This is a genomic window from Acidicapsa acidisoli (assembly GCF_025685625.1).
Taxonomy (GTDB): domain Bacteria; phylum Acidobacteriota; class Terriglobia; order Terriglobales; family Acidobacteriaceae; genus Acidicapsa; species Acidicapsa acidisoli.
This window is the reverse complement of sequence record NZ_JAGSYI010000002.1, coordinates 479,930-504,735: the sequence shown is the minus strand read 5'-3', so window position 1 is coordinate 504,735 and position 24,806 is coordinate 479,930. Positions and strand designations below refer to the sequence as shown.

Annotated in this window: 26 protein-coding genes; 21 read left to right on the top strand and 5 right to left on the bottom strand. The window is 57.5% G+C overall.

The window, feature by feature from the left end:
* Positions 1 to 3 precede the first annotated feature (3 nt).
* The 16 genes from OHL23_RS12110 to flgL all read left to right on the top strand — a co-directional run bounded on the left by OHL23_RS12110 (position 4) and on the right by flgL (position 13,072).
* Positions 4 to 948, top strand: coding sequence for a FliA/WhiG family RNA polymerase sigma factor (locus tag OHL23_RS12110; RefSeq protein ID WP_263352141.1), 945 nt, complete (start codon positions 4 to 6; stop codon positions 946 to 948).
* Between the two features lie 139 nt (positions 949 to 1,087).
* A complete protein-coding gene (locus tag OHL23_RS12105) occupies positions 1,088 to 2,053 on the top strand; it encodes a flagellar motor switch protein FliM (protein ID WP_263352140.1) in 966 nt (321 codons plus the stop codon).
* Between the two features lie 92 nt (positions 2,054 to 2,145).
* Positions 2,146 to 2,964 (top strand): FliM/FliN family flagellar motor C-terminal domain-containing protein, encoded by an 819-nt coding sequence (locus tag OHL23_RS12100; RefSeq protein ID WP_263352139.1) that lies wholly within the window; start codon positions 2,146 to 2,148, stop codon positions 2,962 to 2,964.
* Positions 2,952 to 3,944, top strand: coding sequence for a GspE/PulE family protein (locus OHL23_RS12095; protein ID WP_263352138.1), 993 nt, complete (start codon positions 2,952 to 2,954; stop codon positions 3,942 to 3,944). The genes OHL23_RS12100 and OHL23_RS12095 overlap by 13 nt, the downstream gene beginning before the upstream one ends.
* Positions 3,945 to 4,047: 103 nt before the next feature.
* On the top strand, positions 4,048 to 4,440 hold the full coding sequence (locus OHL23_RS12090) for a response regulator (protein WP_263352137.1): 393 nt from the start codon (positions 4,048 to 4,050) through the stop codon (positions 4,438 to 4,440).
* Between the two features lie 103 nt (positions 4,441 to 4,543).
* Positions 4,544 to 5,029, top strand: coding sequence for a chemotaxis protein CheX (locus tag OHL23_RS12085; protein WP_263352136.1), 486 nt, complete (start codon positions 4,544 to 4,546; stop codon positions 5,027 to 5,029).
* Between the two features lie 181 nt (positions 5,030 to 5,210).
* Entirely contained in the window at positions 5,211 to 5,948 is a 738-nt protein-coding gene (locus OHL23_RS12080; RefSeq protein ID WP_263352135.1) for a flagellar hook basal-body protein, read from the top strand.
* Between the two features lie 59 nt (positions 5,949 to 6,007).
* Entirely contained in the window at positions 6,008 to 6,796 is a 789-nt protein-coding gene (flgG, locus tag OHL23_RS12075; protein ID WP_263352134.1) for a flagellar basal-body rod protein FlgG, read from the top strand.
* 59 nt (positions 6,797 to 6,855) lie between these two features.
* Positions 6,856 to 7,494, top strand: coding sequence for a hypothetical protein (locus tag OHL23_RS12070; protein ID WP_263352133.1), 639 nt, complete (start codon positions 6,856 to 6,858; stop codon positions 7,492 to 7,494).
* A 10-nt stretch (positions 7,495 to 7,504) separates the two neighbouring features.
* Entirely contained in the window at positions 7,505 to 8,290 is a 786-nt protein-coding gene (locus tag OHL23_RS12065) for a flagellar basal body L-ring protein FlgH (RefSeq protein WP_263352132.1), read from the top strand.
* A 53-nt stretch (positions 8,291 to 8,343) separates the two neighbouring features.
* Positions 8,344 to 9,585: a flagellar basal body P-ring protein FlgI gene (locus tag OHL23_RS12060; RefSeq protein WP_317891696.1), complete on the top strand. Its 1,242-nt coding sequence runs from the start codon at positions 8,344 to 8,346 to the stop codon at positions 9,583 to 9,585.
* Entirely contained in the window at positions 9,585 to 9,950 is a 366-nt protein-coding gene (locus OHL23_RS12055; protein ID WP_263352131.1) for a hypothetical protein, read from the top strand. The genes OHL23_RS12060 and OHL23_RS12055 overlap by 1 nt, the downstream gene beginning before the upstream one ends.
* Before the next feature lie 49 nt (positions 9,951 to 9,999).
* Entirely contained in the window at positions 10,000 to 10,281 is a 282-nt protein-coding gene (flgM, locus tag OHL23_RS12050) for a flagellar biosynthesis anti-sigma factor FlgM (RefSeq protein WP_263352130.1), read from the top strand.
* Positions 10,282 to 10,342: 61 nt separating this feature from the next.
* On the top strand, positions 10,343 to 10,741 hold the full coding sequence (locus OHL23_RS12045) for a hypothetical protein (RefSeq protein ID WP_263352129.1): 399 nt from the start codon (positions 10,343 to 10,345) through the stop codon (positions 10,739 to 10,741).
* Positions 10,728 to 12,134: a flagellar hook-associated protein FlgK gene (gene flgK, locus OHL23_RS12040; protein ID WP_263352128.1), complete on the top strand. Its 1,407-nt coding sequence runs from the start codon at positions 10,728 to 10,730 to the stop codon at positions 12,132 to 12,134. Before OHL23_RS12045 ends, flgK begins: the two co-directional genes overlap by 14 nt.
* Positions 12,135 to 12,172: 38 nt before the next feature.
* On the top strand, positions 12,173 to 13,072 hold the full coding sequence (flgL, locus tag OHL23_RS12035; protein WP_263352127.1) for a flagellar hook-associated protein FlgL: 900 nt from the start codon (positions 12,173 to 12,175) through the stop codon (positions 13,070 to 13,072).
* A 707-nt stretch (positions 13,073 to 13,779) separates the two neighbouring features.
* Here flgL and OHL23_RS12030 read toward each other — a convergent pair.
* The gene (locus OHL23_RS12030) at positions 13,780 to 15,279 is read right to left on the bottom strand and encodes a GGDEF domain-containing protein (protein ID WP_263352126.1); all 1,500 of its coding nucleotides are present in this window, start codon (positions 15,277 to 15,279) and stop codon (positions 13,780 to 13,782) included.
* 525 nt (positions 15,280 to 15,804) lie between these two features.
* Here OHL23_RS12030 and OHL23_RS12025 point away from each other — a divergent pair.
* On the top strand, positions 15,805 to 16,665 hold the full coding sequence (locus tag OHL23_RS12025; RefSeq protein WP_263352125.1) for a hypothetical protein: 861 nt from the start codon (positions 15,805 to 15,807) through the stop codon (positions 16,663 to 16,665).
* A gap of 126 nt (positions 16,666 to 16,791) precedes the next feature.
* On the opposite strand, the gene OHL23_RS12020 is transcribed toward OHL23_RS12025, so the two are convergent.
* The 4 genes from OHL23_RS12020 to OHL23_RS12005 form a co-directional block, all read right to left on the bottom strand.
* Positions 16,792 to 19,776: an endo-1,4-beta-xylanase gene (locus tag OHL23_RS12020; RefSeq protein WP_263352124.1), complete on the bottom strand. Its 2,985-nt coding sequence runs from the start codon at positions 19,774 to 19,776 to the stop codon at positions 16,792 to 16,794.
* A 377-nt stretch (positions 19,777 to 20,153) separates the two neighbouring features.
* Positions 20,154 to 20,726 carry a hypothetical protein gene (locus OHL23_RS12015; RefSeq protein WP_263352123.1) on the bottom strand — a complete coding sequence of 191 codons (573 nt, stop codon included), beginning with the start codon at positions 20,724 to 20,726 and terminating at the stop codon, positions 20,154 to 20,156.
* A gap of 29 nt (positions 20,727 to 20,755) precedes the next feature.
* Positions 20,756 to 21,394: a hypothetical protein gene (locus OHL23_RS12010; RefSeq protein ID WP_263352122.1), complete on the bottom strand. Its 639-nt coding sequence runs from the start codon at positions 21,392 to 21,394 to the stop codon at positions 20,756 to 20,758.
* On the bottom strand, positions 21,391 to 21,957 hold the full coding sequence (locus OHL23_RS12005) for an RNA polymerase sigma factor (RefSeq protein WP_263352121.1): 567 nt from the start codon (positions 21,955 to 21,957) through the stop codon (positions 21,391 to 21,393). The genes OHL23_RS12010 and OHL23_RS12005 overlap by 4 nt, the downstream gene beginning before the upstream one ends.
* Before the next feature lie 223 nt (positions 21,958 to 22,180).
* On the opposite strand from OHL23_RS12005, the gene OHL23_RS12000 reads away from it, so the two are divergent.
* The 4 genes from OHL23_RS12000 (at position 22,181) to rpsO (ending at position 24,613) form a co-directional block, all read left to right on the top strand.
* Positions 22,181 to 23,191, top strand: a complete 1,011-nt coding sequence (locus tag OHL23_RS12000; RefSeq protein WP_263352120.1) for a VWA domain-containing protein — start codon at positions 22,181 to 22,183, stop codon at positions 23,189 to 23,191.
* Between the two features lie 60 nt (positions 23,192 to 23,251).
* Positions 23,252 to 23,659: an antitoxin Xre-like helix-turn-helix domain-containing protein gene (locus tag OHL23_RS11995; RefSeq protein WP_263352119.1), complete on the top strand. Its 408-nt coding sequence runs from the start codon at positions 23,252 to 23,254 to the stop codon at positions 23,657 to 23,659.
* Positions 23,660 to 23,754: 95 nt separating this feature from the next.
* Positions 23,755 to 24,213: an RES family NAD+ phosphorylase gene (locus tag OHL23_RS11990; protein WP_263352118.1), complete on the top strand. Its 459-nt coding sequence runs from the start codon at positions 23,755 to 23,757 to the stop codon at positions 24,211 to 24,213.
* Positions 24,214 to 24,346: 133 nt separating this feature from the next.
* Positions 24,347 to 24,613: a 30S ribosomal protein S15 gene (rpsO, locus tag OHL23_RS11985; protein WP_263353230.1), complete on the top strand. Its 267-nt coding sequence runs from the start codon at positions 24,347 to 24,349 to the stop codon at positions 24,611 to 24,613.
* Positions 24,614 to 24,806: the final 193 nt, after the last annotated feature.

Genomic DNA, 24,806 nt, shown 5'->3' with positions numbered 1-24,806 from the left:
AAGATGCAGGGATCAGAATTGAGCGGCGAACCAACAGCTTCACTCGATGTTTCGAATCCGAATGGAAGCGCCGATGCTTCTGCCGCGGGAACGAGTGGGGATGAGTATCGCAAAGACACTCCAGTGCGGCTCGACCTGACGCGCGAAGAGGAGCGTCTTCTGCTGGAGCATCTCCCGATCGTCCGCTTCCTCGCGCGCCGGATTCACGAGCGTTTGCCGCAACATGTGGAGTTGGACGATCTGTTTTCCGCTGGCGTGGTCGGCCTGATGGATGCCTTCGCAAAATTCGATTCGACGAAACAGGTTCAGTTCCGCAGTTATGCGCAGTTCCGGATTCGCGGGGCAATTCTCGACAGCCTGAGGACGCTGGACTGGAGTCCCCGGGAACTGCGGCGCAAGGGCCGAGCCGTGGAGGAAGCGATTCGAACGCTTACGGCGCGGCTGGGTCACGCGCCCTCGGAACAGGAAATTGCGTTGGAGTTGGGAAGCAGTCTCGATGCGTATCAACAATTGCTTGGAGAGTTGAAGGGCCTTGAGATTGGCACGCTACACCTGGAGCGCAACGAAGACTCAGGCGAGGAAGAGCTGGCCTACATACCGGGACGGCCTGACGAGGATCCTTTGTTTCGTTGCCTGCGCAGTGAAATGGAGGGTCGCCTGGCTGGAGCGATTCAGGAGTTGCCGGAGCGCGAACGGCTGGTTATGACGCTGTACTACTACGAAGAGATGACAATGCGGGAGATTGGCATGGCGTTGGGGGTGGTAGAGTCGAGAGTTTCGCAGATTCACGCGTCCGCCGTGTTGCACCTGCGTTCGGCGCTTTCGGAGCTTGTTTCTCACGGGCAGAGTCTTCCGCGATCACGCCGCAGCGCAGGCAAGGCGCCGGAACGCATTGAACGCGCGGAGCGGCCGGGTGCTGCCCTGCCGAGAATGACAGCGAGCCAGTGAGTAAGTCCGCATGGGCGCGGAGGACGGCGACTGAAACAGATTGGGAAGACCTCGCGTCCGTGCCTGATTTAGGAATTTCCCGGCATCAATCGACCTGAATTTACTGTTCACGGAAACCGAGTTGCGAAAGAGTCAGGACATGGAAAAAACCCTCAAGCAGGATGAGATTGACGCGCTCTTTCAGGCGGCGAGGACGACAGCTTCACCCGAGGCCAAACCAAAGATACGGGCCCGCGTCGTGCCGTATAACTTTGCCTCCGCTGGAGAGATTTCCACGGATCAGCTACGGGCGATCAGTATGCTCAACGATCTCTTCGCTCGCAATCTGACCCATAATCTCTCGGCGTGGCTGCGCACACGGCTTCAGGTCAACCTGGTGTCGGCGGAGCAGATCGCCTTCAACGAGTTTCTGATGCGAATTCCGGAGATCTCCTACGTTGCTTCCGTCCGGCTGGAGCCTCTGGGTGCGTTGTCCATCCTACAACTGGATCTCGCTATCGCGCCCTCTGTGATCGACCTTCTGCTCGGCGGGGAAGGACATTCCGGATCGTTGCGCGAACTGACCGATATTGAGGAATCGATCATGGCTTCGCTCGTGGAGATTGTGTGCCGGGAGCTGACGATGGCCTGGCAGCCGGTCGGACTGAGCTTTAACTTTGAGCGCCGCCAGATGCAAACGCAGGCGGCGAGGGTCATGCCGGTTACAGAAAAGACGTTGTGCCTGAGCTTTGAAATCCGTATGCAGGAATCTTCCGGTCTGTTAAATCTGGCCTTTCCTGCGGTCGTTGCCAACACGATCCTGCGCCGGCTTACGGGCGAATGGGGAGGCCGCCGGCGGCATGCAGACGAATCGCGGCAACGAATTGAGCAGACGGCGCGAGGTCTATCGTTTGGGACGACGCTGCAACTCCCGTCGGTCCGGATCGAAGCGCGCGAACTGGAAGACCTGGCGGTGGGCAAGCTGATTCGGTTCAAGCTGGCGGCTAATTCCGGCGCGGAACTGCGCTCGGGTGGACAATTGCTCTTTCATGCGCAGCCAGTGCGGCTTGGACCCCACCGGGGAGCGCGGATCGAGGCAGCGATCGACCGCCAGATTGAAGCATGATGGTCGCATCTGCGAGTCGCACTGGATCGAAGTGGAGAACAGGAAAGGCAAACGGAGGAGTTGCAAATGAGCCCTAAGCGAGCGCAAATACGATGAGTGAAAAACTGAACTATCTCGATTGTTGGATCAATGTAGCTACCAGCCTATTTTCACAGGCTCTTCTTGGAGAACCAGTCCTTTCCGATGCGCTGCCGAAGCCTATGCTGGCTGGAACCTTCGGCTTTGCGGCGACGTTGGAAGGAGACGAGGCGGGACGATTTGCCGTGTTGCTGGACGCGTCCCTCGCAGGTTCGAATCTCCTCGGCGAGGGAGCGGATCAGAAGGCTGGCTGGGCAGAACTTCTCAGAGAAGTCGCCGATGCTGCAGCGGGAGAATTGCTCGCAAAGACTGGTAGAAAATGCCATGTAACGGCCTTTGACGCAATCACCGAAGAGGGAAAGCTTTCGCGCGCGTTTCTACTGAAGGCCGGAGATAGAACGTGGCTGATCCAGGTCAACAGCGAGATGCGTCTGGCCGCATCCGCCAAGTCGACTGCTTCCGCAGCGAGCGCGAGACAGGAATCATCGGGCAAGCCATTCAACGGAGGACGCGGCCCGTGGGACAGCTTCACAACCGCATCGCCGTCTCGGCCGACATCCCTCTCCCCCGGCCTCGAACTGTTGCTGGATGTCGAGCTTGAGGCTTCTCTCCGATTTGGAGCACGCGAGATGCCCCTCGGCGAAATCCTCGACCTTGGACCCGGGGACGTAGTTCAGCTTGATCGGCACATCAACGATCCGGTTGACCTGATTGTCGGAGATAAGATCGTGGCCCGTGGAGAAGTCGTTCTCGTCAACGGCAACTTCGGACTGCGAGTGACAGAGGTTGCAGAGCCGCAAAGACGACTGGAGAGTATTCGATGCCTCTTTTAGACGATGAATTCAATCGCGCGGGAGAGCGGTCCTCAAAGGAGAAACTGACCTCGTGGGAGACTCTGCGGAGTGTGGATCGTGAACCCGGCAATCCGGATAGACGCGCTCCGGGTTTGTCGCGCCCGGCGCCTCAGCGCGGTTCGCGCGGAGTCTTTTCCGGACTTGTCTCGACCTGTTCCAATCCGGGGTGCGACAGCGGGTGGCTTCAGATTTGGAGAAGCCGGTCCGGCCCATTCTTTGAGGGCGGATGGGGCTGTTCCGCTCGATGCATCGCGGCGAATATCGAGGCTGCGGTGCGCCGCGAAACGAAGGCCAAACGCATCGATTCGACTCCTCATCGGCATCGGTTGCCGCTGGGACTAGTGATGTTGGAGCAAGGCTGGATCACCTCGGAACAGTTGCGCAAGGCACTGGATGCGCAGCGCGCTGCGGGCCGGGGTAGATTGGGCAATTGGCTGGTGCACGAGCAAGGCATTTCGGAGCCGCTCGTTACGCGGGCTCTGGGGCTTCAATGGAGTTGCCCGGTGTTGCCGCTGGAGCATCACGATCCCGCCACCATGGCGAGCCTGCTGCCCCGGCTCTTTGTCGAGGCATTTGGCGCATTGCCGTTACGCGTTGCCGCTGGACAGATCCTCTACCTCGGATTTGAAGAGCGGCCTGACCCCGTAGTAGTGCTTGCGGCCGAACGGATGCTTGGTTTGCGGGTGGAAGCCGGCCTCGTGCATGGGTCCCAGTTCCGGCCCGCATTTGAACGGATGATGAGCGCAAGTTATCCAAGAACGGAGCTGGTCGAGGCTGCATCGGAGTCTCCGCTGGTGAGGGTTCTGACCAAGGCCGTCGAACGGTTCAAGCCTGCGGAATCTAGATTAGTACGGATGCATGACTGTCTGTGGCTTCGCATGTGGAAGAATCCGCGACCGGCAGCCGCGCCGAATATCGCGGACGTCGAAGATGTGATTTGTTCCCTTGCGGCGAACTGAAGTCTCGGTATCAAGCCTGCAACAGCGATTTCGTTGAAGCAAAAAAGACGGATTCAAGATTGACAGACTAGAGCCGATAACGACAAACGAGGTGGGGGGACAAATGAGTGAAATGCGTGTGCTGATTGTGGATGACTCGTCTGTGATGAGGAAGATTGTGGAGCGCTCTCTGCGCCAGGCGGGCCTTGAGCCCATGGTGGTACTGGAAGCGGGCAGCGGAGTCGAAGGACTGCAGGTGCTGAGCGGTCAATCTGTGCATCTTATTCTCTCCGATATCAATATGCCCTCCATGGACGGGCTTGAATTTCTGCGGCAGCTTCGCAGCCAGAATCTGGCGGACGGGGTTCCAGTGGTGATGATTACCACCGAATCCAGCGAAGAGCATGTCAAGCAGGCGATTCTCGCCGGAGCGCAGGGCTACATCCGCAAACCCTTTACCGCCGAACAGGTGAAGGAACGGGTTCTGCCCTTGCTGACTGCTGTCGAAGGCCGGTAGCACATACGTTTTCGAGCCCGGTTGTGGGCTCATCTTTCAATACAACGGGAAATTCCCAGGAGCCGGTGTGCGACCCGGCTCTCTGGATCAAATGGAGAATGCGATGACGCTGTCACTGCGGGAGAATCTGCACCTTGTCTCAGATCCGACGAATCTCGACTCCAGCGTGGAGGAAGTCTTTCACATGATGCTCGGCGCAGCCTGCCGGCCAACCGAACTGGCAATGCCCGAGGAACCGGAGACAATTACGGCCGTCGTGGGCTTCGGCGGCCTGTTGAGCGGAGCGTGCGTCTTTCGCTCCGGAGCATCGGCGGCTCTCGCCATAGCGGGGAAGCTGACGGGAATGGAATTCTCGGAAATTGACGACACGGTAAAGGACGCAATTGGCGAGGTTTGCAACATGCTTGCTGGTGCGTGGAAGGGACGGACTCCCGATCTTTCCGCAAACTGCGGACTGTCCATTCCGGCAGTCATCACAGGAAGCAACTATCATATTCACGTCCAGGCTCCGGAGTTTCGTCTCCATCACGTCTATGAATTTGAGAGCACCGTTTTCGAGGTGACTATCATTTGCGACGGGCTTCAGTAACAACGGCTTAACTGCGTAAATGCACCCACGCATGCAACTGAAGGCGGAGTGGCCCTATGCATATGGAGCCATTCCGCCTTCATGCGTTCCATATTTATTTAACTTACTGAGTTATCTCTAATCCCAGCGCAGATCTTTTGGTCCTCCTACTGCTCTTGACATACACAGAGGAGATCGATCGATGGATAGTGGCTACTATGCAGCCTTCGCGGGTCTGGTCGCTCGCACACAGGCGCTGGATACTGCAGCATCCAATCTGGCGAATGCGCAGACCGCAGGCTATCGTGCCGAGCGCGAGTACTTTCGCTCGGTTCTGCTTGATCCTCTGGGAGGAGACTCGCAGCTGGGCGGCACGGTGAATAACTTTGGCGTGCTTGGTGGCGACCATCTTGACATGGGCCAGGGCGTTCTCACGCCGACGGGCAATGCGCTCGATCTGGCTATCGAGGGGCAGGGATTCTTCGCCGTGCAGACTCAGAATGGCGTCCGCTACACGCGCGATGGAAGCTTTCACCGCGCGCGCGACGGACAGCTTGTAACGACTGCCGGGGAGCCGGTGCTCTCTGCGCAGAACCGTCCGATTCCAGTGCCGCCAGGCGAGGTCTCCGTGGGTTCTGACGGTGCGTTGTCGGTCGGAGGAGCCACGGTCGCGGCGGTCGGCGTGTTCGCTTTCCCGGCAGGAACGCAACTTACGCCCGAGGGTAAGAATCGGTACATAGCCCCTGCACGCGTGCAGGCTGCGCTCGCGCCCGCAGCCATTGTCCATCAGGGCGCTTTGGAAGCAGCCAATCAGGATGTCATTCAGGGCAGTCTCGACCTGATCATGATGCAGCGCCAGGCAGAGACCATGCAGAAGGCTCTCACCATCTTTCACACCGACTTCAATAAGACGGCATCCGAGGATATTCCCCGCGTGTAGCCCGGGCGTAGTTTGGTGTGAACCGATCCGATTTCGAGTAATCCGAAGGAGAAAGCAACGTGATACGAGCTCTTTATACGGCCGCCAGCGGCATGAGCGCACAGCAGCTCAATCTCGATACCATCGCCAATAACCTGGCCAACTCTTCAACGACCGGTTTTCGCCAGTCGAGTCTTGAGTTTCAGGATATGTTGTACCAGAACCTGATCACGCCAGGTGCAGCCCAGTCGCCGACCACCGTCTCGGCGGGCTTGCAGGTCGGCCTTGGCACTCGCCCAGCTGCGACTGAGGTAATCATGACGCAAGGCGAGTTGAATCAGACCAACAATCCTTTGGATCTGGCGATTGAAGGATCGGGCTTCTTTCAGGTGCAGCGCCCGGATGGAACGGTAGCCTATACGCGAGCTGGACAGTTCTACCAGAACAATCAGGGAACAATTGTGACCACAGCCGGCGACCCCCTGGTGCCCACGATCACCATTCCGGCCAATGCAACCGCGGTTACGGTGACGCAGTATGGCGTTGTGAACGCCACTCTGCCGGGACAGACCAATCCTACTCAGTTGGGCCAGATTCAGCTCGCTACCTTTGCCAACCCTGGAGGATTGCAGAGCATGGGAAGCAATCTGCTGCAGGAGACGCTGAGTTCAGGCAATCCGGTGCTCGGCAATCCGGGAGGCACGGAAGGCCTGGGAACGCTGCAGCAGGGCTATCTTGAGAACTCGAACGTCGATGTTGTGACCGAGTTCGTGCAGATGGTGTTAGCGCAGCGGGCTTATGAGTCGAACTCCAAGGTAGTCAAGGCGGCGGACGACATGTATTCGCAGGTTAATAACATGACCCGTTAAGGCCGGATTGGCGGCTGGTCGGTTTAGTCGGACTGAGGTGACTCGGTAGGGAGATGTCCATGATCGAGACAAAGATCGCGACAAGAATCAAAACAAGCGCGAGAGCAAGTGAACATCCGGTCGGCCAGTGGGCGATAAGCCGCACCTCGGCGCTGGCTGGATGCTTGATGTTGGTCGCGCCGGTCTGGCATGTGCCGTTTGCACTCTGCTCTAGTCCAGTGGATCCGCTTCGAGCTCCAGGTGAAGCCGGTCGAGAGTTCGTCGATCCTTGTTTGGGTTCTCATTGGAGAATCCAGAGCAATGCAGAACATCCCGGCTGGCCGGGAAGGCTAGTCCTGGTGAATGCGGGCGCTGGTCCAGATCGCGGAGGTAATTCCGCCGCTGCGACCGGCTCAGCGGGCAACGGGTCGAATCAGGTCAGCCTTCCTGCCGGGAATGGCTCGCAGTTTTCCCCGAATATCACTCGGCCGCTTGCGGTCCGTGCAGGAGATCGTTTGATCGTTGAGCAGGACTCGGCGGTTCTCCATGCGGAAATTGAGGCGGTGGCACTTGAGTCTGCAAGGACCGGAGACAGTGTGCGAGTTCGTTTGAGCGCGGGATCGACTACGCCGCATGGCATTGCGGGAAAAGTCGTCTCCGTCATCGCAACCGGTGCGGGGCAGGCGAGATGGACGATCGAAGAAGAGGTCAAGCCGTGAAGGGGCAGTCATGAGGATGCATTCTGCATGTTTACGAGGCTCGCGAAAGCCTTCCCTGGCTGCATTGCTTGCGGCCACCGTACTTCTCGCCGCTCTTGGCTGGAACTCAGACGCCGCAGCCATCGATCTGCCTGGAAAAAAGAAGGGGAACGGCGCTGGTGCTACCCCTGCCAAGGCAACGCCGCCGGAAGAAGCTCTGAAGGCTTACATTCAGCGCGTCCACACACAGCATGAAACCGAAGTGCGGACGCCGGGGTCAATCTGGGTCGATCAGGGCCGTCTGGTGAGGCTTTCGACGGATGCCAAAGCCGTGCGCCTGCACGACGTGGTTTCAATCGTGGTAGCGGAAAGCGTCGCTGCTGAAACCGACGGCCAGGTGAAGAACTCCCGCGCATCGAATGCCAGTTCCGGATTCACGGGCCTCTTCGGCAGCCTCGGCGCATCCAACCGGCTGCAGAATCTGCTCGGGCAGAATGCCGCGTCGGGCCTCACCGCCCAAGGACAGAGCGTGACCAACTCCAGCCTTGCGACGACGTTTGGCGGGGAGGTTGTGGATGTGCTGCCCAACGGCATGCTGGTCGTGCAGGCGACCCGCCAGCTGACCTTTTCGCAACAAACGCAGTTGATCAAGCTGCGGGGATTGGTTCGACCGGAAGATGTGAGCGCGCAGAATCAGGTGCTTTCGACTGCCATGACCGATCTGGAACTGGAAGTAACCGGCAAGGGCATCATCAACGACTATACCTACCGTCAGAATCCTGTATGGCGGTTCTTGCAGAAGCTGCTGGTCTTCTGATTTTGTGCAAAGCGATAGATGGGGCATCGCGGAAAAGGAGCCGAAGAGTGTCGATGGATGGATGGGGGACGGGGAGTTTTACGCCGGTTCAGTACTTGGTGGCCGGCATCTGTCTGGCAACCGCTGTTTCTGTCGATATGGGGAATGCGCAGACGTCCGGACAGGCCTTTCCGCCATCACGGGTAACGCTGAACTCGACGTCGACAGATCTCATGCGCAAGACAACCGAAACAGCCCCGGTCGCCCAACTCACCCGCGTCAAAGATGTTGCGTCGATTGAAGGCATCCGCGACAACCAACTGATCGGATACGGAATCGTCGTTGGATTGCGCGGAACCGGGGACACGCAGCAAACGGTTTACCCGGTTCAGACGCTGCTCTCGACGTTAGAGCGCCTTGGCATCACCGTTCCCCAGACTGGAACCAACAGCGCCAGCAACATGCAGGTGAAGAATATCGCTGGAGTTTTCGCGATTGCCACTCTGCCGCCCTTCAGTAGGACTGGCGAACGGCTGGATGTCACGGTCTCGTCGGCCGGGGATGCCAGGTCCCTGGAAGGCGGCGTATTGCTGATGACGCCGCTATACGGACCGGACGGCCAGATTTATGCGCAAGCGCAGGGACCGCTGGTGCTGGGCGGGTATCAGGTCACCGGAGGCGCGAACACCCGGCAGGTGAACCATCCCACGACGGCGCGCGTCCCGTCCGGGGCCTTGGTCGAGAGGATCGTACCTTTTGACATGAAGGACATGCATACGGTCAGCGTGGTGCTCAATGACGCTGACTTTCACACCGCAGAGCGGATGGCCGGAGCGATCAATACCGTTTTGAAGACCGATCGAGCGCATGTTGCAGATAGCCGACGGGTGGAAATCACGCCGCAACCGGGGGAGGATCTACCGGCTCTGCTGGAGCAGGTCGAGGCGGTCGAAATCGAGGTCTTTCCCAGAGCGAGGGTGGTTGTCAATGAGCGAACTGGAACAGTGGTCATCGGCGGCAAGGTACGCCTTCAGCCTGTTTCGATCCTCCACGGGGGACTCTCAATCAACGTAATCGTCGAGAACCAGGTTTCACAGCCCAACGCATTCGCGCAAGGCACAACCCAGGTTGTACAGCAAACGACCTTGCAGGCGCAGGACAAGCCCGTGAACCAGATTGAATTGAAGGCGGGAGCGACTGTAGAGGATCTGGTGCAGGAGTTGCAGCAGATCGGGGCAACGGCGAGAGACGTGATCTCTATCCTGCAGGGAATGAAGGAAGCTGGCGCTCTGGAAGCAGATCTGGAGGTGTTGTAGTGATTCATTTGGGCTTACAAACGCCGGCGTTGCCGAAGGTGAACGCTGGCGCCGGGAATTCAAACGCGGGTCTATCGCCGAAACTGGTAAGTGCGGCTCATGAGTTTGAAGCCTCCATGATGAAGGAGCTGATGGCTCCGCTGCAATCGGGCGATGCGCTGACAGGCGGCGATGGAGACGACGAGGGTTCGTCATCAGCCCTTGGCTCCTTTGCTGGAGAAGCGCTGGGGAAGGCAATCTCCGAGCACGGGGGATTTGGCATTGCGACGAGCATTCTGCATCAATTCGCTACGCGAAACCATTCCGGGAATCGAAATGTAGCAGGAAGTCCGAACGGGAATGCCCCCAATGTGCCATTCAAATGACTACAGTGATTAAAAATAGAGACGATATGACAACTATGGAGAGTAAGAAATGAAGATACCGAACGGAATAGAAGATATCTCCCAGATCTTTTCGTCCCAGGCGATAACGAATACGGTCGCAACTAAGGGGAGCAGCACGCCTCAAGGTGAAGCCGACAAAGCGCAGCTGAGTGATCTTGCGACCCAACTGGCACAGTCAACGGCTGCCCCCGATGTTCGCATGGACAAAGTAACCAGTATCCAAAGTGCGCTGCAGGCCGGAACCTACCAGGTCTCCGCCGAAGACGTTGCACAGAAGATTGTTACCTCGATGCTCGCGCCGGAAAAATAAGGCCGGTGCATGATCCACCACGGAGCGTCCGCCGCAATTGTGAGGGTTTTTGGATATGACGATGGAATGGCAAGAAAAATTGCAGCCGGAGTTAGCGATTCGGCAAATTGTTCACCAGGCGACTGAGGCTCTTGTTCGCATGGACGCTGAGAGGCTTGAGGAGCTAGCCAGATGCTGCGCAGTCCTGAACCGCGAAATTGAGAATGCAGGGGATCGCAAGGCCGCTAGAGCCCAGCTTGGAGTCGAGTTGCGGAAAGCCGAACCCGAAGTGAAGCTGCTGGGCCGAGTACTGGGCAAGACGCGCGCGAACCTCACCGTGCTCATGCGGCTCCATGTTCTTCGGTTAGAGAAGCAAATAGATTCGCAAGCGGCGCCGGCTATTGGGCCTGTCGGGTATCGCAGCAGGAAGATCGACGGTTTCCATTCCATGGAGAAGGCGGCTGAGTATGGGGACAATTAGTTCAGCTCTCAACATCATTACTTCGGCTCTCGATGCCGATCAGGAAGCTCTCAACATTACCGCCAACAACGTGGCGAATGCTTCGAATGAATCGTATACGCGGGAAGTTCCGAACTGGTCGGAAAATCAACCAATTTACATTAACGGCAGCTCGTATGGGCAGGGAGTGACCGTTACAGGAGCGGTTTCACAGCGGGATCTTGTTCTGAATCAGCGATTGGATCAGCAACAGCAGCAGAGTGCCTCATCGACTGCTCTGCTGACGGCGCTGACGACACTGCAGGATACCTTCACGCCCGCCTCCAGCTCCAGTTCGACGGGCAACATCGGAAACGACATCACCAACTTTTTCGACGCCTATTCGCAACTGGAGTCCTCCTCGACCAGCAATGCGGATCGACAGGGCGTCCTGTCCGCCGCAACCACGCTGGCGGGGGATATTTCAAGCGCAGCGGCGAGCATCAATGCGCAGCAGTCGTCGCTCGACCAGTCCGCAGTCACGGTCGTAGCCCAGGTGAATGCGCTCACGACATCGCTGGCCCAGGTAACGAAACAGATTCAGTCGCTTTCGCCGAACCAGGACGCAGGGTCGCTTGAGGATGAGCGCCAGGCCGATCTCAGCCAACTCTCCCAATTGATCGGAATCAATCAGATTACAACCGAGCAGAATGGGTTGAGCATAACGACGACCGGCGGGCAGTTGCTGGCCTCGGAAGGCGCCTCGTTTCAGATCACCTCCGGAGATGTGAACGGAGTTACGCACTTCTATCTCGGTGGTACCGATATCACTTCCGCACTCGCATCCGGGGGCGGCCAACTAGGTGGATTGCTGACGGCGCGGGACCAGAGTATTCCAACGACGCTCGCCTCGCTGGATCAGCTTGCTTACGGCATCGCCACGCAGGTCAACACGATCAACAACGCGGGCACAGACCTTGACGGAGACAACGGCAACGCAGGCAATATCTTCAACGCGCCGACGCAGGTAGCTGGAAGCGCAGCCGCGATGCAGGTTGTGATGACCGATCCGAACAAGATCGCTGCCGCTGGACTGGGACTCGGTAGCGGAGATGGTTCGAACGCTACAAAGGTTGCGAATCTTGCCAATCAGAACATTATCAACGGCCAGACTCCATCGAATTTCTATTCGAACCTGGTGAGCACCCTGGGCGCGACAGTTTCCGAAACGACTACGGAAAACACCGCGCTCACGGCATCCGTGTCGCAGCTTCAAACGCAGGTGAACTCCCTCTCGGGGGTGAGTCTCAATGACGAAGCCAGCAACCTGGAAGAGTTCCAGCGCTCGTATCAGGCCGGGTCGGAGGTTTTTACCATCCTGAACACCATCATGGCGTCTGCCGTGAATCTCGGTGTCGAGACAGCCGTATCCTAAATTCCTTTCAGACGAAAACGAAGAGAAGCGAGGGAAAAATGCGTGTGGACCCGTTTTATGTCGTGAATCTCAGCGGCGCTCTGGATCAGACACAAGTGACCCAGCAGCAGTTAAGCGAAGAGCTGTCGAGCGGTCTTCGGGTGACGTCGATTGGGAACGATCCAGTGGCTGCGGCCCAGAATGTTCAGTTGTTGAACAGTATCCAGCAGGACGATTCTTTCACGCAGAGCAGCAGTGTTACGCAGGGGCTGCTTCAGGTGACCGACTCCACGCTGGGCAGCGTAGTTTCGCAGTTGAATCAGGCGATCTCCCTGGCGACTGAGGCGAACAATGGTACGTTGAATGCCAGCGATCTGAAGTCTATTTCCAGCCAGATTGCCGGGATTCGGGATGAGGTAATGTCGCTGGCGAATACCAGTTACCAGGGGCAGTACATCTTCGGTGGCAGTCAAACAGGAGCGGCTCCATTTACGCTGGATAACTCGACATCGCCCGCGACGGTAACTTACAACGGCGACAGCAATGTCAATACGATGGTGACTCCGAACGGTCAGTCGATTCAACTGAATGTACCCGGCAACGAGGTCTTTACGTCGGCGACTGCCAATGTTCTGGGTACGCTGAATAACCTGGTCGCGGACTATGCCAGTGGGGGTGTCGGCAACGGGGTTGCGGATACAGGAGCACTGAACAGCGCGTTGAATTATACGAGCCAGCAGCGCGTTACCATCGATAACTCGCTGACGCAACTGAACGACGCGTCGGGAGTAGCGACGGAGCAGGCCACGCAGCTTACTGCGGTACAGACCAATCTGATGCAGGCGGATATTCCGTCGGTGTCGACACAACTTGCGCTCGTTCAATCCCAGCAGTCGGCGCTGATCAGCGTGATTGCGGCGCTCAGTCAAGGAAGTCTCTTCGACCATCTGCCGGGTTGAGGTTGTATTCGACTGCATCTTCGCATCTGACTTGGCAATTGCACGCGTGGCACGATCGTCCTCGCACTTTATACTCAAGTGCGAGGGATCTGCCGATGTTTGCGCCACTGCGATTTATCTGGAATGCTACCCGGGGAAACCGGTTCACTCCCTGGCGAAGCGAATATCTCAAGTGGCGAATTGAAACCTATTCCGGGAAAAAGGCCGAGAGCTTACGCGGGCGGGATGTCCTGGCCTTTGTCTGGACGTCGCGGTGGGAACTGCTTGATTTTCTGGCGTGGACGGGGCGCCTGGAGCGGGAGATCCGGCATCGGGGCTGATCGGCTGGTCGTTCCTTCGGCGGATAGATTTTGGATTTGTGATGCAGATTCCCCGAAACCAAGCCGATTTCGCAGTGGAAAAATGGACGGAAAACACATAGGGGGTAGGGGGTACCCCGTCTTGTTGGTCTAAACCATTGTAGTTAAATGGCTTAAGGCTGAAATTGTGGCGCTAAAATGGCGTTTTTGGGCGGTTTTAGAGCGATTTTGCTACGGCAAATCCTTCTGAGCTTGAAAGCCGGAACAGGGAAATATACGGTCACCTCTTTTGATTATGCGGTTTTGGGCAAGAATTCTACGCAAGGGACACGAACAGCGATGGGCCAGCCCTCGGATGTCTGATGGATGGGCCGTTGGGCGTCCCGGTTTCGACAGGGGCGGGAGTGGCTATCCCAGTTCGGGCGAGTAAAGCTTTGCACCATTTCCGCCGGTGCGTTTTACAGCGTACATGGCGCTGTCTGCCTCATGAATTAATCTCGCGGAGTCAGTGGCGCCGCAGGGAGAGATGCCGATGCCGATGCTGGCTGTGATAGCGATTGAATGGCCTTCAAGATAGAACGGCTCAGCCAGGGTATTCAATAGCTCCTTTGCGACCAGGGTCGCATGTTCCTCGCTGGCAAGGTGTGAAAGCAGGAGCGTGAATTCGTCTCCGCCCATGCGGGCGAGGGTATCGGATTTTCGAACCCGGGCGAGCATTCGACTGGCGGCCCGGTTTAGCAGTAGATCTCCAATTGTGTGTCCTAAACGGTCGTTGACCGGTTTGAATCCATCCAGGTCGAAGTACACCAGCGCGATGCTATGCCGTTGACGGCGTGCCACGGCGAGCGCCTGGGACAGCCGTTCAGCGAAGAGACGGCGATTGGGCAATCCCGTCAGTTCGTCGTATAGAGCCTGACGGTGCAGTTGGGCCTGGCTGTCCTGGAGGGCGGCGAGGTATTTCTCCTGGTTGTCCTGCAACAGGGAACCCCGGATGGCATAGGAGATGAGAGCGACACTGATTGCCAATAGTCCCACGAGGCGGCTGGAGTCGGCGAACATGAGCCCGAGAACCGTGCATCCGAGGACCATTACGGCGAGGGTGAGATTAAAACACAGTAATGACGCGCGGCGGCTGATCCGTGGAACTGGTGTTCCGTGCTCGGCGAGGGTTGGATTCCATGTAATGGCGAGGACCGCGCCCGTGAGATAGGTAACAATCCAGATCAGGTCTATGGACGCGTCGATTTCCGCGAAGTAGGCGTCTCCGATACTTGTAATCAGAGCAACGCCTACATAGGTCAGAAGATAGATTGTCTGCCGCGCAAAGAGCCCGTGCAGGTTACCTCGGGCGGAGAAAACAAAGCGGGCTAATGCGCCTAGTACAAGAATGAGATTGACTCCAGTACCGATCGTGATCTGCTGCCAGAGCCGCGGGTCATGGGCGCTTAGCTCGGCCATTTGAAGCTGATACATGGTTATGCCAACGAGCCCGACGACGATGCCTCCGTTGAAAAAGGATTCCAGTTTCGAAGTACGGGTATCTTCCGACAGGAAGAGGGCGATGGCCATGGGTCCGGCATATAGCCGATAGAACAAAGAGGGAAACAGGGCGGAATCGGGAACCTGAATGTGGAAGTAACGGCAGTAGGCCCAGCTTACATCTGCGACGAGTTGCATGGCGAAGGCGCTGGCGAAGAGCAGCCAAAAAATACGGGACACGCCGCCTCTGCGCATGGAAGCGGCAAAGCAACTCGCGATGGCCGCGCAGTTGGAAAATACGATGAGCGAATCGAGGAACAACGTTCTGGTGGGACCGGGCCCCAGAACCATGAAGCCGACTCGCTGGATGACAATTATGAAGACTGCCACTCCGATGGCCTGGAGGTTCGACGGTTTGAAGGATGACAAGCGAAGACCTCTTTGAAAGACCATGCGCCGTTTATCGTACGAGTCAAACTAAGGTTATCAAGTGAATGGAAATCACACTTTCATGCATCGAGAATAGAACTTTCGGACTCGCCCCGTTTCTCCCTTTTTGGTACTGATTCTCTTATTATTGTCCGGATTGAGGAGGGTTTCCGGGAAAATGCAAAATGTGCCAGGGTCAGTGATCCTCACAGTCGATCCGAGTTCTCCGGTTAGCGATGCCCCTTGCATGGTATTTAACACTTACTCAAAACGGGTATAGAAAGCCTCTCGAAAAGGGCGTCAGAAGGGACGCTCTACTTAGTGGGATGTTCTGAAAGATATCTCCTGATACGCTGAATAAGTCCACAGATCCACGTGGATTCCAACTGCCTCATCAAGCCTTGATTTGTCTGCTGCTGCCAATTCCCGCAGTGCCGACTGCCCGTTTCCTGGCGGACGTGTCGAAGCGAGATAAGGCAAATCTATTGATTGAGGTAGTGCAACCGTTTCATGATTTTATTACTCGTGACATTATTCATTTATTTCTCCGTAGCTGCCATGGCGCAGGCTGTTCCGGACGCTCCAACTCCTCAAGTAAGCACTGAATCTGACGGAGCCGCACCTGCCGGTAGCGCGACCAACAATGCGAATAACCCTCTTACTCCGAAGCTTACGCTCGTAATGCAGAATTACCTTATACCATCAACCGAAGGTTATAACGGTCGCATGAGTGACGAGGAGCTATTTCGACTCTACGTTCCGTTCAAGCTATTCGGAGTAAACAACATAACGCGTATCTATCAGCCTGTCTTCAAGGATCCGGTCTTTCCGCAAGGTACGGACGGGGGACTTGGCGATTTCACCATATTTGATCTGGCGGAAACCCACGTGCAGCACATGACCCTTGGGGCGGGCCCTCTTCTCGTGATTCCTACTGCGAGCCATCCCAATATGGGCGCTGGAAAGTGGCAGGCCGGTGGCGCGACGATCGCGGTGGATGCGGCGAAATGGGGACTTGCGGGAGCGATTTTCACTTATCAGCATTCCTTCACCGGGGTCGCCGGGGAGGAGCCACGGAGCACGGCGGAGCTGATAACCCTTCAACCGATTATCCGCTATAACTTCAGGAAGGGTTATTATCTCCGGTCGACCGGGTTCTGGAACTTCAACCCCCATAGCGGCGTCAACGATATCCCAATCGGCATGGGTCTCGGGAAGGTTTGGAGCATGCGAGATGGGGCTACAGCGAACCTTTACTGCGAGCCGCAGTATTCGGTTTGGCAGAGCGGAACCGGATCGCCAAGGCTAGAGATTCTAAATGGCCTCACCATCCAATTTCCCCACCATCAACAGTCGAAGGTAAGGGACGCGTTTCAACCGTCCTGACGAAAGCAGAGAGCGATCTCTGGTGCCAAAGTAGAGCCGCTATTCCCAATGTGTTTTACTGCGTGAATATCACGATTCGAAAGCCCAGGCCTCGATTGCGAGAGCCTGGGCTTTCGTCTGTTTGAGTTAGTGGGAGGGTTGGTGGTCGTGGTCCTTCCAGTCGCGGATTTCTCGCTTGTATGTGCCGGTTTCGTAGGTTGCGGAGCTCCACGGCGCTTTAATGCGGAAGCGGGCGGAGTCTTCGCAACCAGCGAAGCTGATGGTGAAGGTTGCGCTTGCGGAGCCGCTGACGGCGAGGTCACCGAGGACGATGGGATAAGCGCCGGGTGCGGTGATGGTTGGCGAGCAACGGCGGCCTTCAGTCTGTTCGAGGGTGAGGCTGCTGATCTGCGTGCTGTAGGCGGGGCCGACGTCGCCGTTGGTGGCGGTTAGCGTGAGGATCTGTTGGTCGTGATCGGCGCGGGTGAGGGTGCTGGAGAACGCGAGGCCGTAGCCGGGCAGGTGCGTAGGATCGACGATGCCCCAGTAGGCTGGTTTGGCTTGCAGTTGCATGTCGAAGGGCAACGGGTAGTCGGTGCGCGAGACAGGGAAGCTATCGAGCCAGGTGTCGTCGTCTGCCATGCCCCAGATGGTGACGGCGGTGATTTTGCCTTTCAGACGGCGGAAGAGATCGAAGTAGTGTTTGTAGAGCCAGCCTTGCTCGGCGAGGACAGACGGCGGGATGTTATTGCCGTAGTTGGATGTGTCATCGCCCGCGTTGTAGACGGACATATCGAGTTCTGTGACCTGCTGGTCGAGGTCCGGGAAGTGTTCATGGACTGTCTCGACGGCGGTGGCCATGGATTCGACAGATGGATAGTTGATCTGGTTGTGCATCTCGTGGCCGATGGCGTTGACAGGAACGCCGCGGTCGCGAAGCTCGTGGATCACCTTGACCAGGCAGGCGAGGCGCGCTGGGTCGGTGGTGCTGTAGTCGTTGATGAAGAGCTTGGTGCCGGCGGGAGCGTACTGCTGGGCGGCTTTGAAGGCGATGTCGATGTAACTCGGTCCTAGGACCTGGTAGAAGGGACCATGGACGAGACAGTCGGGCTGGGTTGGATCGAGCGGCTCGTTGACGACGTCCCAGGCGTAGACTTCGGCGCCGTAGTGCTGCACTTCGTTCTTGATGTGTTCCTGGATATTTGTGGTGACTGCGGCCTGATTGGCGGCGGAGTTGGTGCCGTCGCCGGTGGCGTAGGCGGGAACCTGTTCTCCGGTTGCCCAGAGCAGGTTTTGGCCGCGTACCTTCATGCCGTTGCAGACTGCTTCTCCCACGAGTGCGTCGCCGTTGGTGTAGTCGTAGGTGCCGAAGGACGGTTCGATGGAGCTCCACTTGAGATCGTTGCCGGGGGTCATGCTGTTGAAGTGCATGGTGAGCAACTGGGCATGTGGGCCGGAGAGATCGGTGGTGTCGACGGCTGCGCCGATGGGGAAATATTCGGCGAGGGTCTTGTAGATCGACGGGATGTCGGTCTGCGGAGTGGGCGGCGCGACGTAGGTGAGCTGGAAGTCGTCGATGTAGAAGGAGACGAGATCGTTGCCGGAGGCGGGAACGGTCTGCAGATAGAGATATGCTGCTCCGGGATCGTAGGCGTTGCCCATGGTGTAGCCGGTAACGCTGATCTGGTGCCAGTTGCCGTCTGCGGGCACGGTGACGCCGGGGTAGCTGGTGATGCTGGGGTAACTTACGTTGCCGCTTAGCGTGGTCTGGAGGCTCATGTTGAGGATGTGATTGGAACCGTCTGTGGGCTGCAGCATGACCCAGACGCTTAGGTTGTATTCGGATCCGTTGTACATCTTGTTGCTGACGTTGATCTGCGGTCCATCGTAGTTGGCGATGCGGCCAGTGGTCAGGAGGCTGTGCGTTCCGCTGTGGGCTTCGGCCGTAGAGTTGGTCACGGTAGAGCTGCCGGTGCGAGAACTCCAGCCGTCGAGGCCGCCGTCTTCAAAGGTGCTGGTTATGCCGGTGTTGTCCTGCTGGCTGGGGCTGAGCGGCGCGGGGGCGAGTTCGCCGATTACGACGTCGCTGATGTAGAAGGAGTCGGTCGCGCTGCTGGACTGGAAGTAGAGGGTCAGACTTGTCGGCGGGCCGGGGAGATTGCTGTAGCTGAAGGTGCCCTGGACTTTGGTCCAGGCTGTGCTGGAGAGCGGGCCGGAGGTTGCGATGTTGCCGAAGGCTCCGGAGGTCGCGCAGTCCGCGGTTTTTGTCGAGATGGTTGCGGTGGGATTACTGGCGTCGGGAGCGGCCAGCAGCACGTATGCGCTGATTTGATACGTTGCTCCTGCTACGAGATTGGGAACGGTGAGTAGATTGAGGCTCGGTCCCATGTAGCCGCCGGTGCGGTTGGTGGTGAGAAGGCTGTGCGTGTCTCCGTTGGGATCGAGGATGGCCGGCGCGGTGTTGGTTAGGGTGGCAGAGCCGAAGGGCGTCCAGCCGTCGAGGCCGCCGTCGGCGAAGGTATAGCTGGCTATTGGCGTTCCGCCGGGAGGTGGTGCGGTTTCGGTGATGATGACGTCGTCGAGATAGAAGGATTGGGCGCTGGTAGCTCCTACTAACTGGGAGTAGAGGAGCAGGCCGGTTTCGGTGGTGCTTACGGTGTAGCTGCCGCCGATCTGGACCCAGCCGGAGTTGGTTACGGGGACTTGGTAGCTGCCGATGGTGTCGTAACAGGTGCCGCCGGAGCAACTGGGGTCGCTGCGCTTGATGGAGAAGTTGGCGTTGGCGGGGCTTTCGCCGGGGGTGAGCTGGACCCATCCAGTGATGGTGTACTGGGCGCCAGCGAGGAGGACGCTGTTCAGCGAGATGGAGGGCCCTCCTGTGCCGGTGGAACTGGTGGAAGTGAGCAGGCTGTAAGAGCCGGTCCATGCGGCGGCGTTGGTGGCGACGGGGGTGCTTGCGCCGAAAAAGGAGGTCCAGCCGTCGGCGGTTCCGTCTTCGAAGCTGTAGGTTGCGACTGTCTGTGCTCGTAGTGATGTGGAGCAGAGCAAAAGGAAAGCTGTGACGAGCCATAAGACTGGATGGTTTCTGTTGGGAGTGGAAGCTTGCGTGCGGCCTTCAGAAGGATGAAACATTGGAGAGTCTCCTTTGACGCTTGGGACTGTTACGCGACGTTGCTGCGCTGGTATGTCTAACAAGCCGGCGGCCGAGTATCCGCAATTAATAATTCGATTTACTATGCGAGCCGCACTATATACCCAGAGTGGGATGGAGTGTCAAGAGACTTTATTCGGGGGTTGGATTATTTGGGGTTTTCCGACTGGAAGGGCGTTACATAGTCATGCGTGGGGAGAACGGTAACAGGTCAGGATGGCGGAAAGCTGAACTCGGGGGAGAGCATGGCTTATTTAGCGTGGAATAAGTACGGGCTGAAGTCCGTACTTATTCCGTCGAAGCCTGTATTCTTCACACCGACCATGACCGATCGAACATTGGACTTACGGTTCTGGACTTACTTGATGTTTTCGAGGATGACTTCGATGTCTAAATGCCGCGTGCTTCCGGGTACATCGAGCGAGCCGAGCATGACTGGTTTGCCCGCGGTGAGCGTCGCGGTGTTCTGCAACATTGCCTGTCGTATTACTGGGGCATTGCTGCCGATAGTCGATTTCGCCTCTGCTACACTGGATTGCTCCAACTTGGAATAGACTTCGGCGCCGGTCGCAAATTCGTGTACGCGGGCAGAGATGTTCAGGCCGACATCGACGTATTGATACTGAACATTAGTGTGCGCCGCAGGACCCTCTGTGTTGTAAGCTGCGCTTTCAATTGGAACCCGGCTGCCCATTTTGAGTTCCGCATCTTTGGAATCCGGGTTCACTGTCAGGGAGAAGTGCTGGGTTCCGAGATTCTTGCCGCCGTCGGACTCGGTGATGGTGTATGTGAGGCGATAGGTCTTCGACACTTTTTCTGTGTTGGTTGTGGTTGCCTTATCGGTGGAGACCTCGTTTTGCGCAGGCGCTGTGTTGCCAACGCAACCGAGGACAAGTGCGATTGCGAGGATTCCGCTTGCCGGTTTCATCATGTGTTTCCTCATTTCTTCGTATTTGAATTTCATTTGCTGTCTCCGTCAGGAGATGCGACGGATCGGTCGGCAAATCTTTGAAACTCAGCGTCCTCTTCCGCTTCTCGTCTAACGCGAATTTCGCTGTTCAACATGGAGAGCGCATGCGGGTTGCCGGATTGCGCGATTTGTACGAGGAGCTTTTCCTGCGGCGTGAGTGGGGCTTCGGGGGCCGGATGGCTGATGTTTCGGGTCCGGTGCGAACGGATTGTGAATTCAGCGGCAACGAGATGGGAGGCATGGTTCGAGGACGTCGCTCTGGTTGGTGTCACGGTAGATGGTTGCGATAAGCGTGTGTGCTCTTTTGTCTGGACTGTGGAAGACACGGCTGAAGTGTTGGGATGCAGTTCTGACAGCGTTGCGGGCTTTCGATGCTGGTGGAGAGACATAATTCCGAATGCAGCCAGGATCACGCCAACGGCAGTAGCGGCCAAGGCCGTGCGCCATCCTTTTTGCTGATTGAGGCGAGTCAACAACCGGGGAGCGTTGTCGCGAAAGCGGCTTGTAGCGGACTGCGTCGATTCGCGATGCTTTACGGCGGCGAGGATGCGGAGTTCCATTCCGGCGGGAGGTTCGGAGTTGCGCAGGCCAGCCATTACTTTTTCGATTGCTTCCTCGGAATTTTTCATCGCTTGCCTCCTCTTGATTCGAGCCGCTCGCGCAGTCTTGTTCGGGCGCGAAAGAGCAGTGCGCGAGCGGCGGATTCACTTCTTCCCAGAACTTCCGCAATCTCTGCTGTGCCTAGCTCCTCAATTGCGGAGAGGAGCAGAACATGGCGCTCGGCTTTGGGCAAGCGTTCCATTTCGCGCAGGACTGCGGTCATGCGCTGCGCCTGGTCCAGGGCTTCGTCTGCCGGAAGACTGCTGGCGACAAGACTCTGGGCAAAGATCTCGTCCATCTGGTCTGGGCGAATGCGTTTCTTGTGGTCGAGGGCGAGATTCCAGGCGATGCGCACGAGCCAGACTCGGGTGTCGCGTATTTCGTGAAGGGACCGGTGGTGTTTTAAGACGCGCAGGAATGCGTCCTGCACGACGTCTTCGGCTTCGGCGCGGCTTCGCAGGACGGAATGTGCGACGCGAAAGAGGAGTGCGGAGTAGGACGTGACGAGCGACGCGAGATCTGCCTGGTTGATCTGCGACCGCTCCGCTTCGATGGAGAATGAAGCCAAACTGCATCCCTCAATTGACGCCATAGGTGCCTTCTATCGTGACAGACGACTGACCTGTGAGTTAGCTCGACTTTAATTTCGCAGACAGCCGGAGCGGGGACATGGTTTCCGGCTTCGTCCGTACTTCGTGGCGTTTCGTCTAATCTGGGAAGCGCGGGCTTGGAAACGAGCGACTTTGCGGGATGGGGTGCGGATGGCTGGGAATTGTTGCGTGGGATGGCGCGGGAGGATTTTGGGAGTCCTCTGGTTGCTAGGGTTAGGTTTGACGGGATTTGGCGTCGCCGGTGCGGTGGCGCGGGCGCAGCAGTTACCTCCTCCAGAGCCGCCGAAACCAATGCCGACGCCGCAGGAGGAGACTCCTACGCTGCGGGTCACGACAAATGTCGTGTTGGTGCCGACGCTGGTCGAAAAGGACCATGGCCAGGTGATCTACGGGCTGAAGGTCGGCGATTTTGTAGTGGAGGATAACGGGGTTCCGCAAAAGCTGCGGGTAGAGGAGGATATGGACACCGCTCCGGTGGCGCTGGTGGTGGCCGTGGAGCAGGGAAGGGCGAGTGCACTGGAATTTGACAAGGTGGCGAAGCTGGGGCCGCTGTTGGATCTGTTTCTGGGTGACGGCAAGAGCGAGGCGGCGCTAGTGGGTTTTGACAGCAAGCCGCAACTGGTGCGGGATTTTACCCAGTCCGAAAGCGATCTAACGGACGATCTGCGGCATTTTGCGCCGGGAGATGGCGGCAGCGCGATTCTGGACACGGTGGGGTATGCGGTCGACCTGCTGCAAACGCAGCCCAAGGAATATCGGCGGGTGCTGTTGCTGATTAGCGAAGAGCGAGACCACGGCAGCAGGCATATCAGGCCGGAAAAGCTGGTGGAGCGGATCGGGTTGACGGATGTTCTGGTACTGAGCCTGACGTTTTCGCCTGCGCGGGCGGAGTTTTCGCATGATCTCAAGGACAACGGGGACAACCGTGTCATGAACCCGATTAGTACGCTGCTCATGGCTGTGCAGGCGATCAAGAAGAATGTCGCGAAGCAGATTGCGCTGATGAGCGGTGGGGAGTATGCGCCGTTTACGCGCGACAAGGCTTTTGAGGAGCGGGTGACTGAGGTTGCCCAGCATGCGCGGAACCGGTATCTGTTGAGCTTTTATCCCAGCGATTCGACACCGGGATTGCATACGCTGCGGGTGCATTTGACGCAGGATTACGGGGCGCATGTGGTGGCGAGGGCAAATTACTGGGCGATAGGGGAGCAATAGCGTCATAATCCCGGGGGATTGTGGGGCAATCTGCCGCGATAATTGTGGCATACTGTCTCTATGGCGCATGCTGCTTCGATTCCACGTCCTGAATTTCCTTCCGCGGCATTCGATTGGCGAGCGGTGGAAAGCGGGGTACCGCTGTCTGCCCTCGAACAATTCTCGTCCTATTCCGGGATAAAAATGGGGGAATTGCTGGAGGTCGTGATACCCCTTCGGACGCTGAAGCATCGCAGGCAGCGGAATGAGCCGCTGAATCTGGAAGAAAGCGACCGGCTGGGCCGGGTTGTTCGGATTTACGAGCTTGCTGCGCGCGTTTTCGGTGACCGCGAGGATGGAAAAGAGTGGTTGCTTGAGCCAAAGGACCGCTTTGATGGAAAGCCTGCGCTAGCGATGTTACGCAGCACGGCAGGGGAGCGAGCGGTCGAAGAGTTTCTGATTCAGATTGACGAAGGCATGTTTGTATAAGACTGCCCGTTCTGTGGGTTACCACCCCCAGATAGACGGGAATTATCCGGGATGGCCGGACGTCCCGCGTTCGTTATAGATAGAGGGTAGATAGCATGTTTCTCTGGCGTATCAGTAATCACATTGATCTGAGCGGTAAAGGTGGTCTGGTTGCGTCAGCACGTTGGCACAGCAAGGGTTTGCCAGTTGTCTATCTCGCGGAATCGCCATCGGGCGCACTACTGGAGCATCTTGTGCATCTGGTGCGCAGGAATGGGAGGCTTCCGCAGACCTATAGCTTGCTCAAGATAAGCGTTCCGGAGAATGTGATGGTGTGTGAGCTTGGCCCTTTGGAGATGCCTGGATGGACAAACACGCCAGAGATTACGCAGCGAATAGGCGATGAATGGCTGGGAGGGTTGGAAACGCCGCTTGCTCGCGTGCCTTCGGTAATCATTCGCGATACCTGGAATGTCTTGCTGAATCCGCTCCACCCGGAGGTCGCGGAAGTCGGGATCGTTTCGGCGACGCAGGAAGCGTTCGACACGCGACTATTCCGTTTCGGACGCGGTTGATTCGCGGGAGTTTCCCGGAAGGCTCGCGGGGCTGGTCTGATTCCCTTTGATGCGATTCCGTGGTAATCTTGCTGGAGACATTGAGATTGATCTGACGACTGATTTTGACAATCTGAGGAGTAACAAGAACGCTGTGCTGGCATCTGCTACGAAAACTGACCTGATTCAACGCTTCCGCACCCACGATTCCGACACCGGTTCGCCGGAAGTCCAGATTGCGATTCTGAGTGTGCGTATTGGCGAGTTGACTGAGCATTTCAAGACACATAAGAAGGACCACGCTTCACGGCGCGGTCTCCTGATGCTCGTCAGCAAGCGCCGCCGCCTGCTGGATTACCTGAAGACGCATGACACGGACCGCTACCGCGACGTAATCGGCAAGCTGGGCATCCGCAAGTAAGCGAAACTCAACATTGAACAGGAATCGCCTAGACCGGGAAGTGGTCGAGGCTGCGACCTTGCATAGGTTCAGCGGCCTAGGTGCATCTGTCGAATGGCGGCGGGGACGCCGGAATGAGTTCGATCCCGCGCAGAGTCGTTGGCTCTGTGCGGGTTTTTCACGTCTGGGCGGAGAACAACGGATTGTGCGCTGC

Bases quoted from the DNA above. Each gene is read 5' to 3' on its own strand.
- OHL23_RS12015 (WP_263352123.1), bottom strand. From the start codon at position 20,726: ATGATGAAACCGGCAAGCGGAATCCTCGCAATCGCACTTGTCCTCGGT.
- OHL23_RS11995 (WP_263352119.1), top strand. From the start codon at position 23,252: ATGGCGCATGCTGCTTCGATTCCACGTCCTGAATTTCCTTCCGCGGCA.
- OHL23_RS12110 (WP_263352141.1), top strand. From the start codon at position 4: ATGCAGGGATCAGAATTGAGCGGCGAACCAACAGCTTCACTCGATGTT.
- OHL23_RS12045 (WP_263352129.1), top strand. From the start codon at position 10,343: ATGGAATGGCAAGAAAAATTGCAGCCGGAGTTAGCGATTCGGCAAATT.
- OHL23_RS12105 (WP_263352140.1), top strand. From the start codon at position 1,088: ATGGAAAAAACCCTCAAGCAGGATGAGATTGACGCGCTCTTTCAGGCG.
- OHL23_RS12005 (WP_263352121.1), bottom strand. From the start codon at position 21,957: ATGGCGTCAATTGAGGGATGCAGTTTGGCTTCATTCTCCATCGAAGCG.
- OHL23_RS12100 (WP_263352139.1), top strand. From the start codon at position 2,146: ATGAGTGAAAAACTGAACTATCTCGATTGTTGGATCAATGTAGCTACC.
- OHL23_RS12090 (WP_263352137.1), top strand. From the start codon at position 4,048: ATGAGTGAAATGCGTGTGCTGATTGTGGATGACTCGTCTGTGATGAGG.
- flgL (WP_263352127.1), top strand. From the start codon at position 12,173: ATGCGTGTGGACCCGTTTTATGTCGTGAATCTCAGCGGCGCTCTGGAT.
- OHL23_RS12080 (WP_263352135.1), top strand. From the start codon at position 5,211: ATGGATAGTGGCTACTATGCAGCCTTCGCGGGTCTGGTCGCTCGCACA.
- OHL23_RS11990 (WP_263352118.1), top strand. From the start codon at position 23,755: ATGTTTCTCTGGCGTATCAGTAATCACATTGATCTGAGCGGTAAAGGT.
- flgK (WP_263352128.1), top strand. From the start codon at position 10,728: ATGGGGACAATTAGTTCAGCTCTCAACATCATTACTTCGGCTCTCGAT.
- OHL23_RS12095 (WP_263352138.1), top strand. From the start codon at position 2,952: ATGCCTCTTTTAGACGATGAATTCAATCGCGCGGGAGAGCGGTCCTCA.
- OHL23_RS12065 (WP_263352132.1), top strand. From the start codon at position 7,505: ATGAGGATGCATTCTGCATGTTTACGAGGCTCGCGAAAGCCTTCCCTG.
- OHL23_RS12060 (WP_317891696.1), top strand. From the start codon at position 8,344: ATGGATGGATGGGGGACGGGGAGTTTTACGCCGGTTCAGTACTTGGTG.
- OHL23_RS12020 (WP_263352124.1), bottom strand. From the start codon at position 19,776: ATGTTTCATCCTTCTGAAGGCCGCACGCAAGCTTCCACTCCCAACAGA.
- flgM (WP_263352130.1), top strand. From the start codon at position 10,000: ATGAAGATACCGAACGGAATAGAAGATATCTCCCAGATCTTTTCGTCC.
- OHL23_RS12010 (WP_263352122.1), bottom strand. From the start codon at position 21,394: ATGAAAAATTCCGAGGAAGCAATCGAAAAAGTAATGGCTGGCCTGCGC.
- OHL23_RS12070 (WP_263352133.1), top strand. From the start codon at position 6,856: ATGATCGAGACAAAGATCGCGACAAGAATCAAAACAAGCGCGAGAGCA.
- OHL23_RS12085 (WP_263352136.1), top strand. From the start codon at position 4,544: ATGACGCTGTCACTGCGGGAGAATCTGCACCTTGTCTCAGATCCGACG.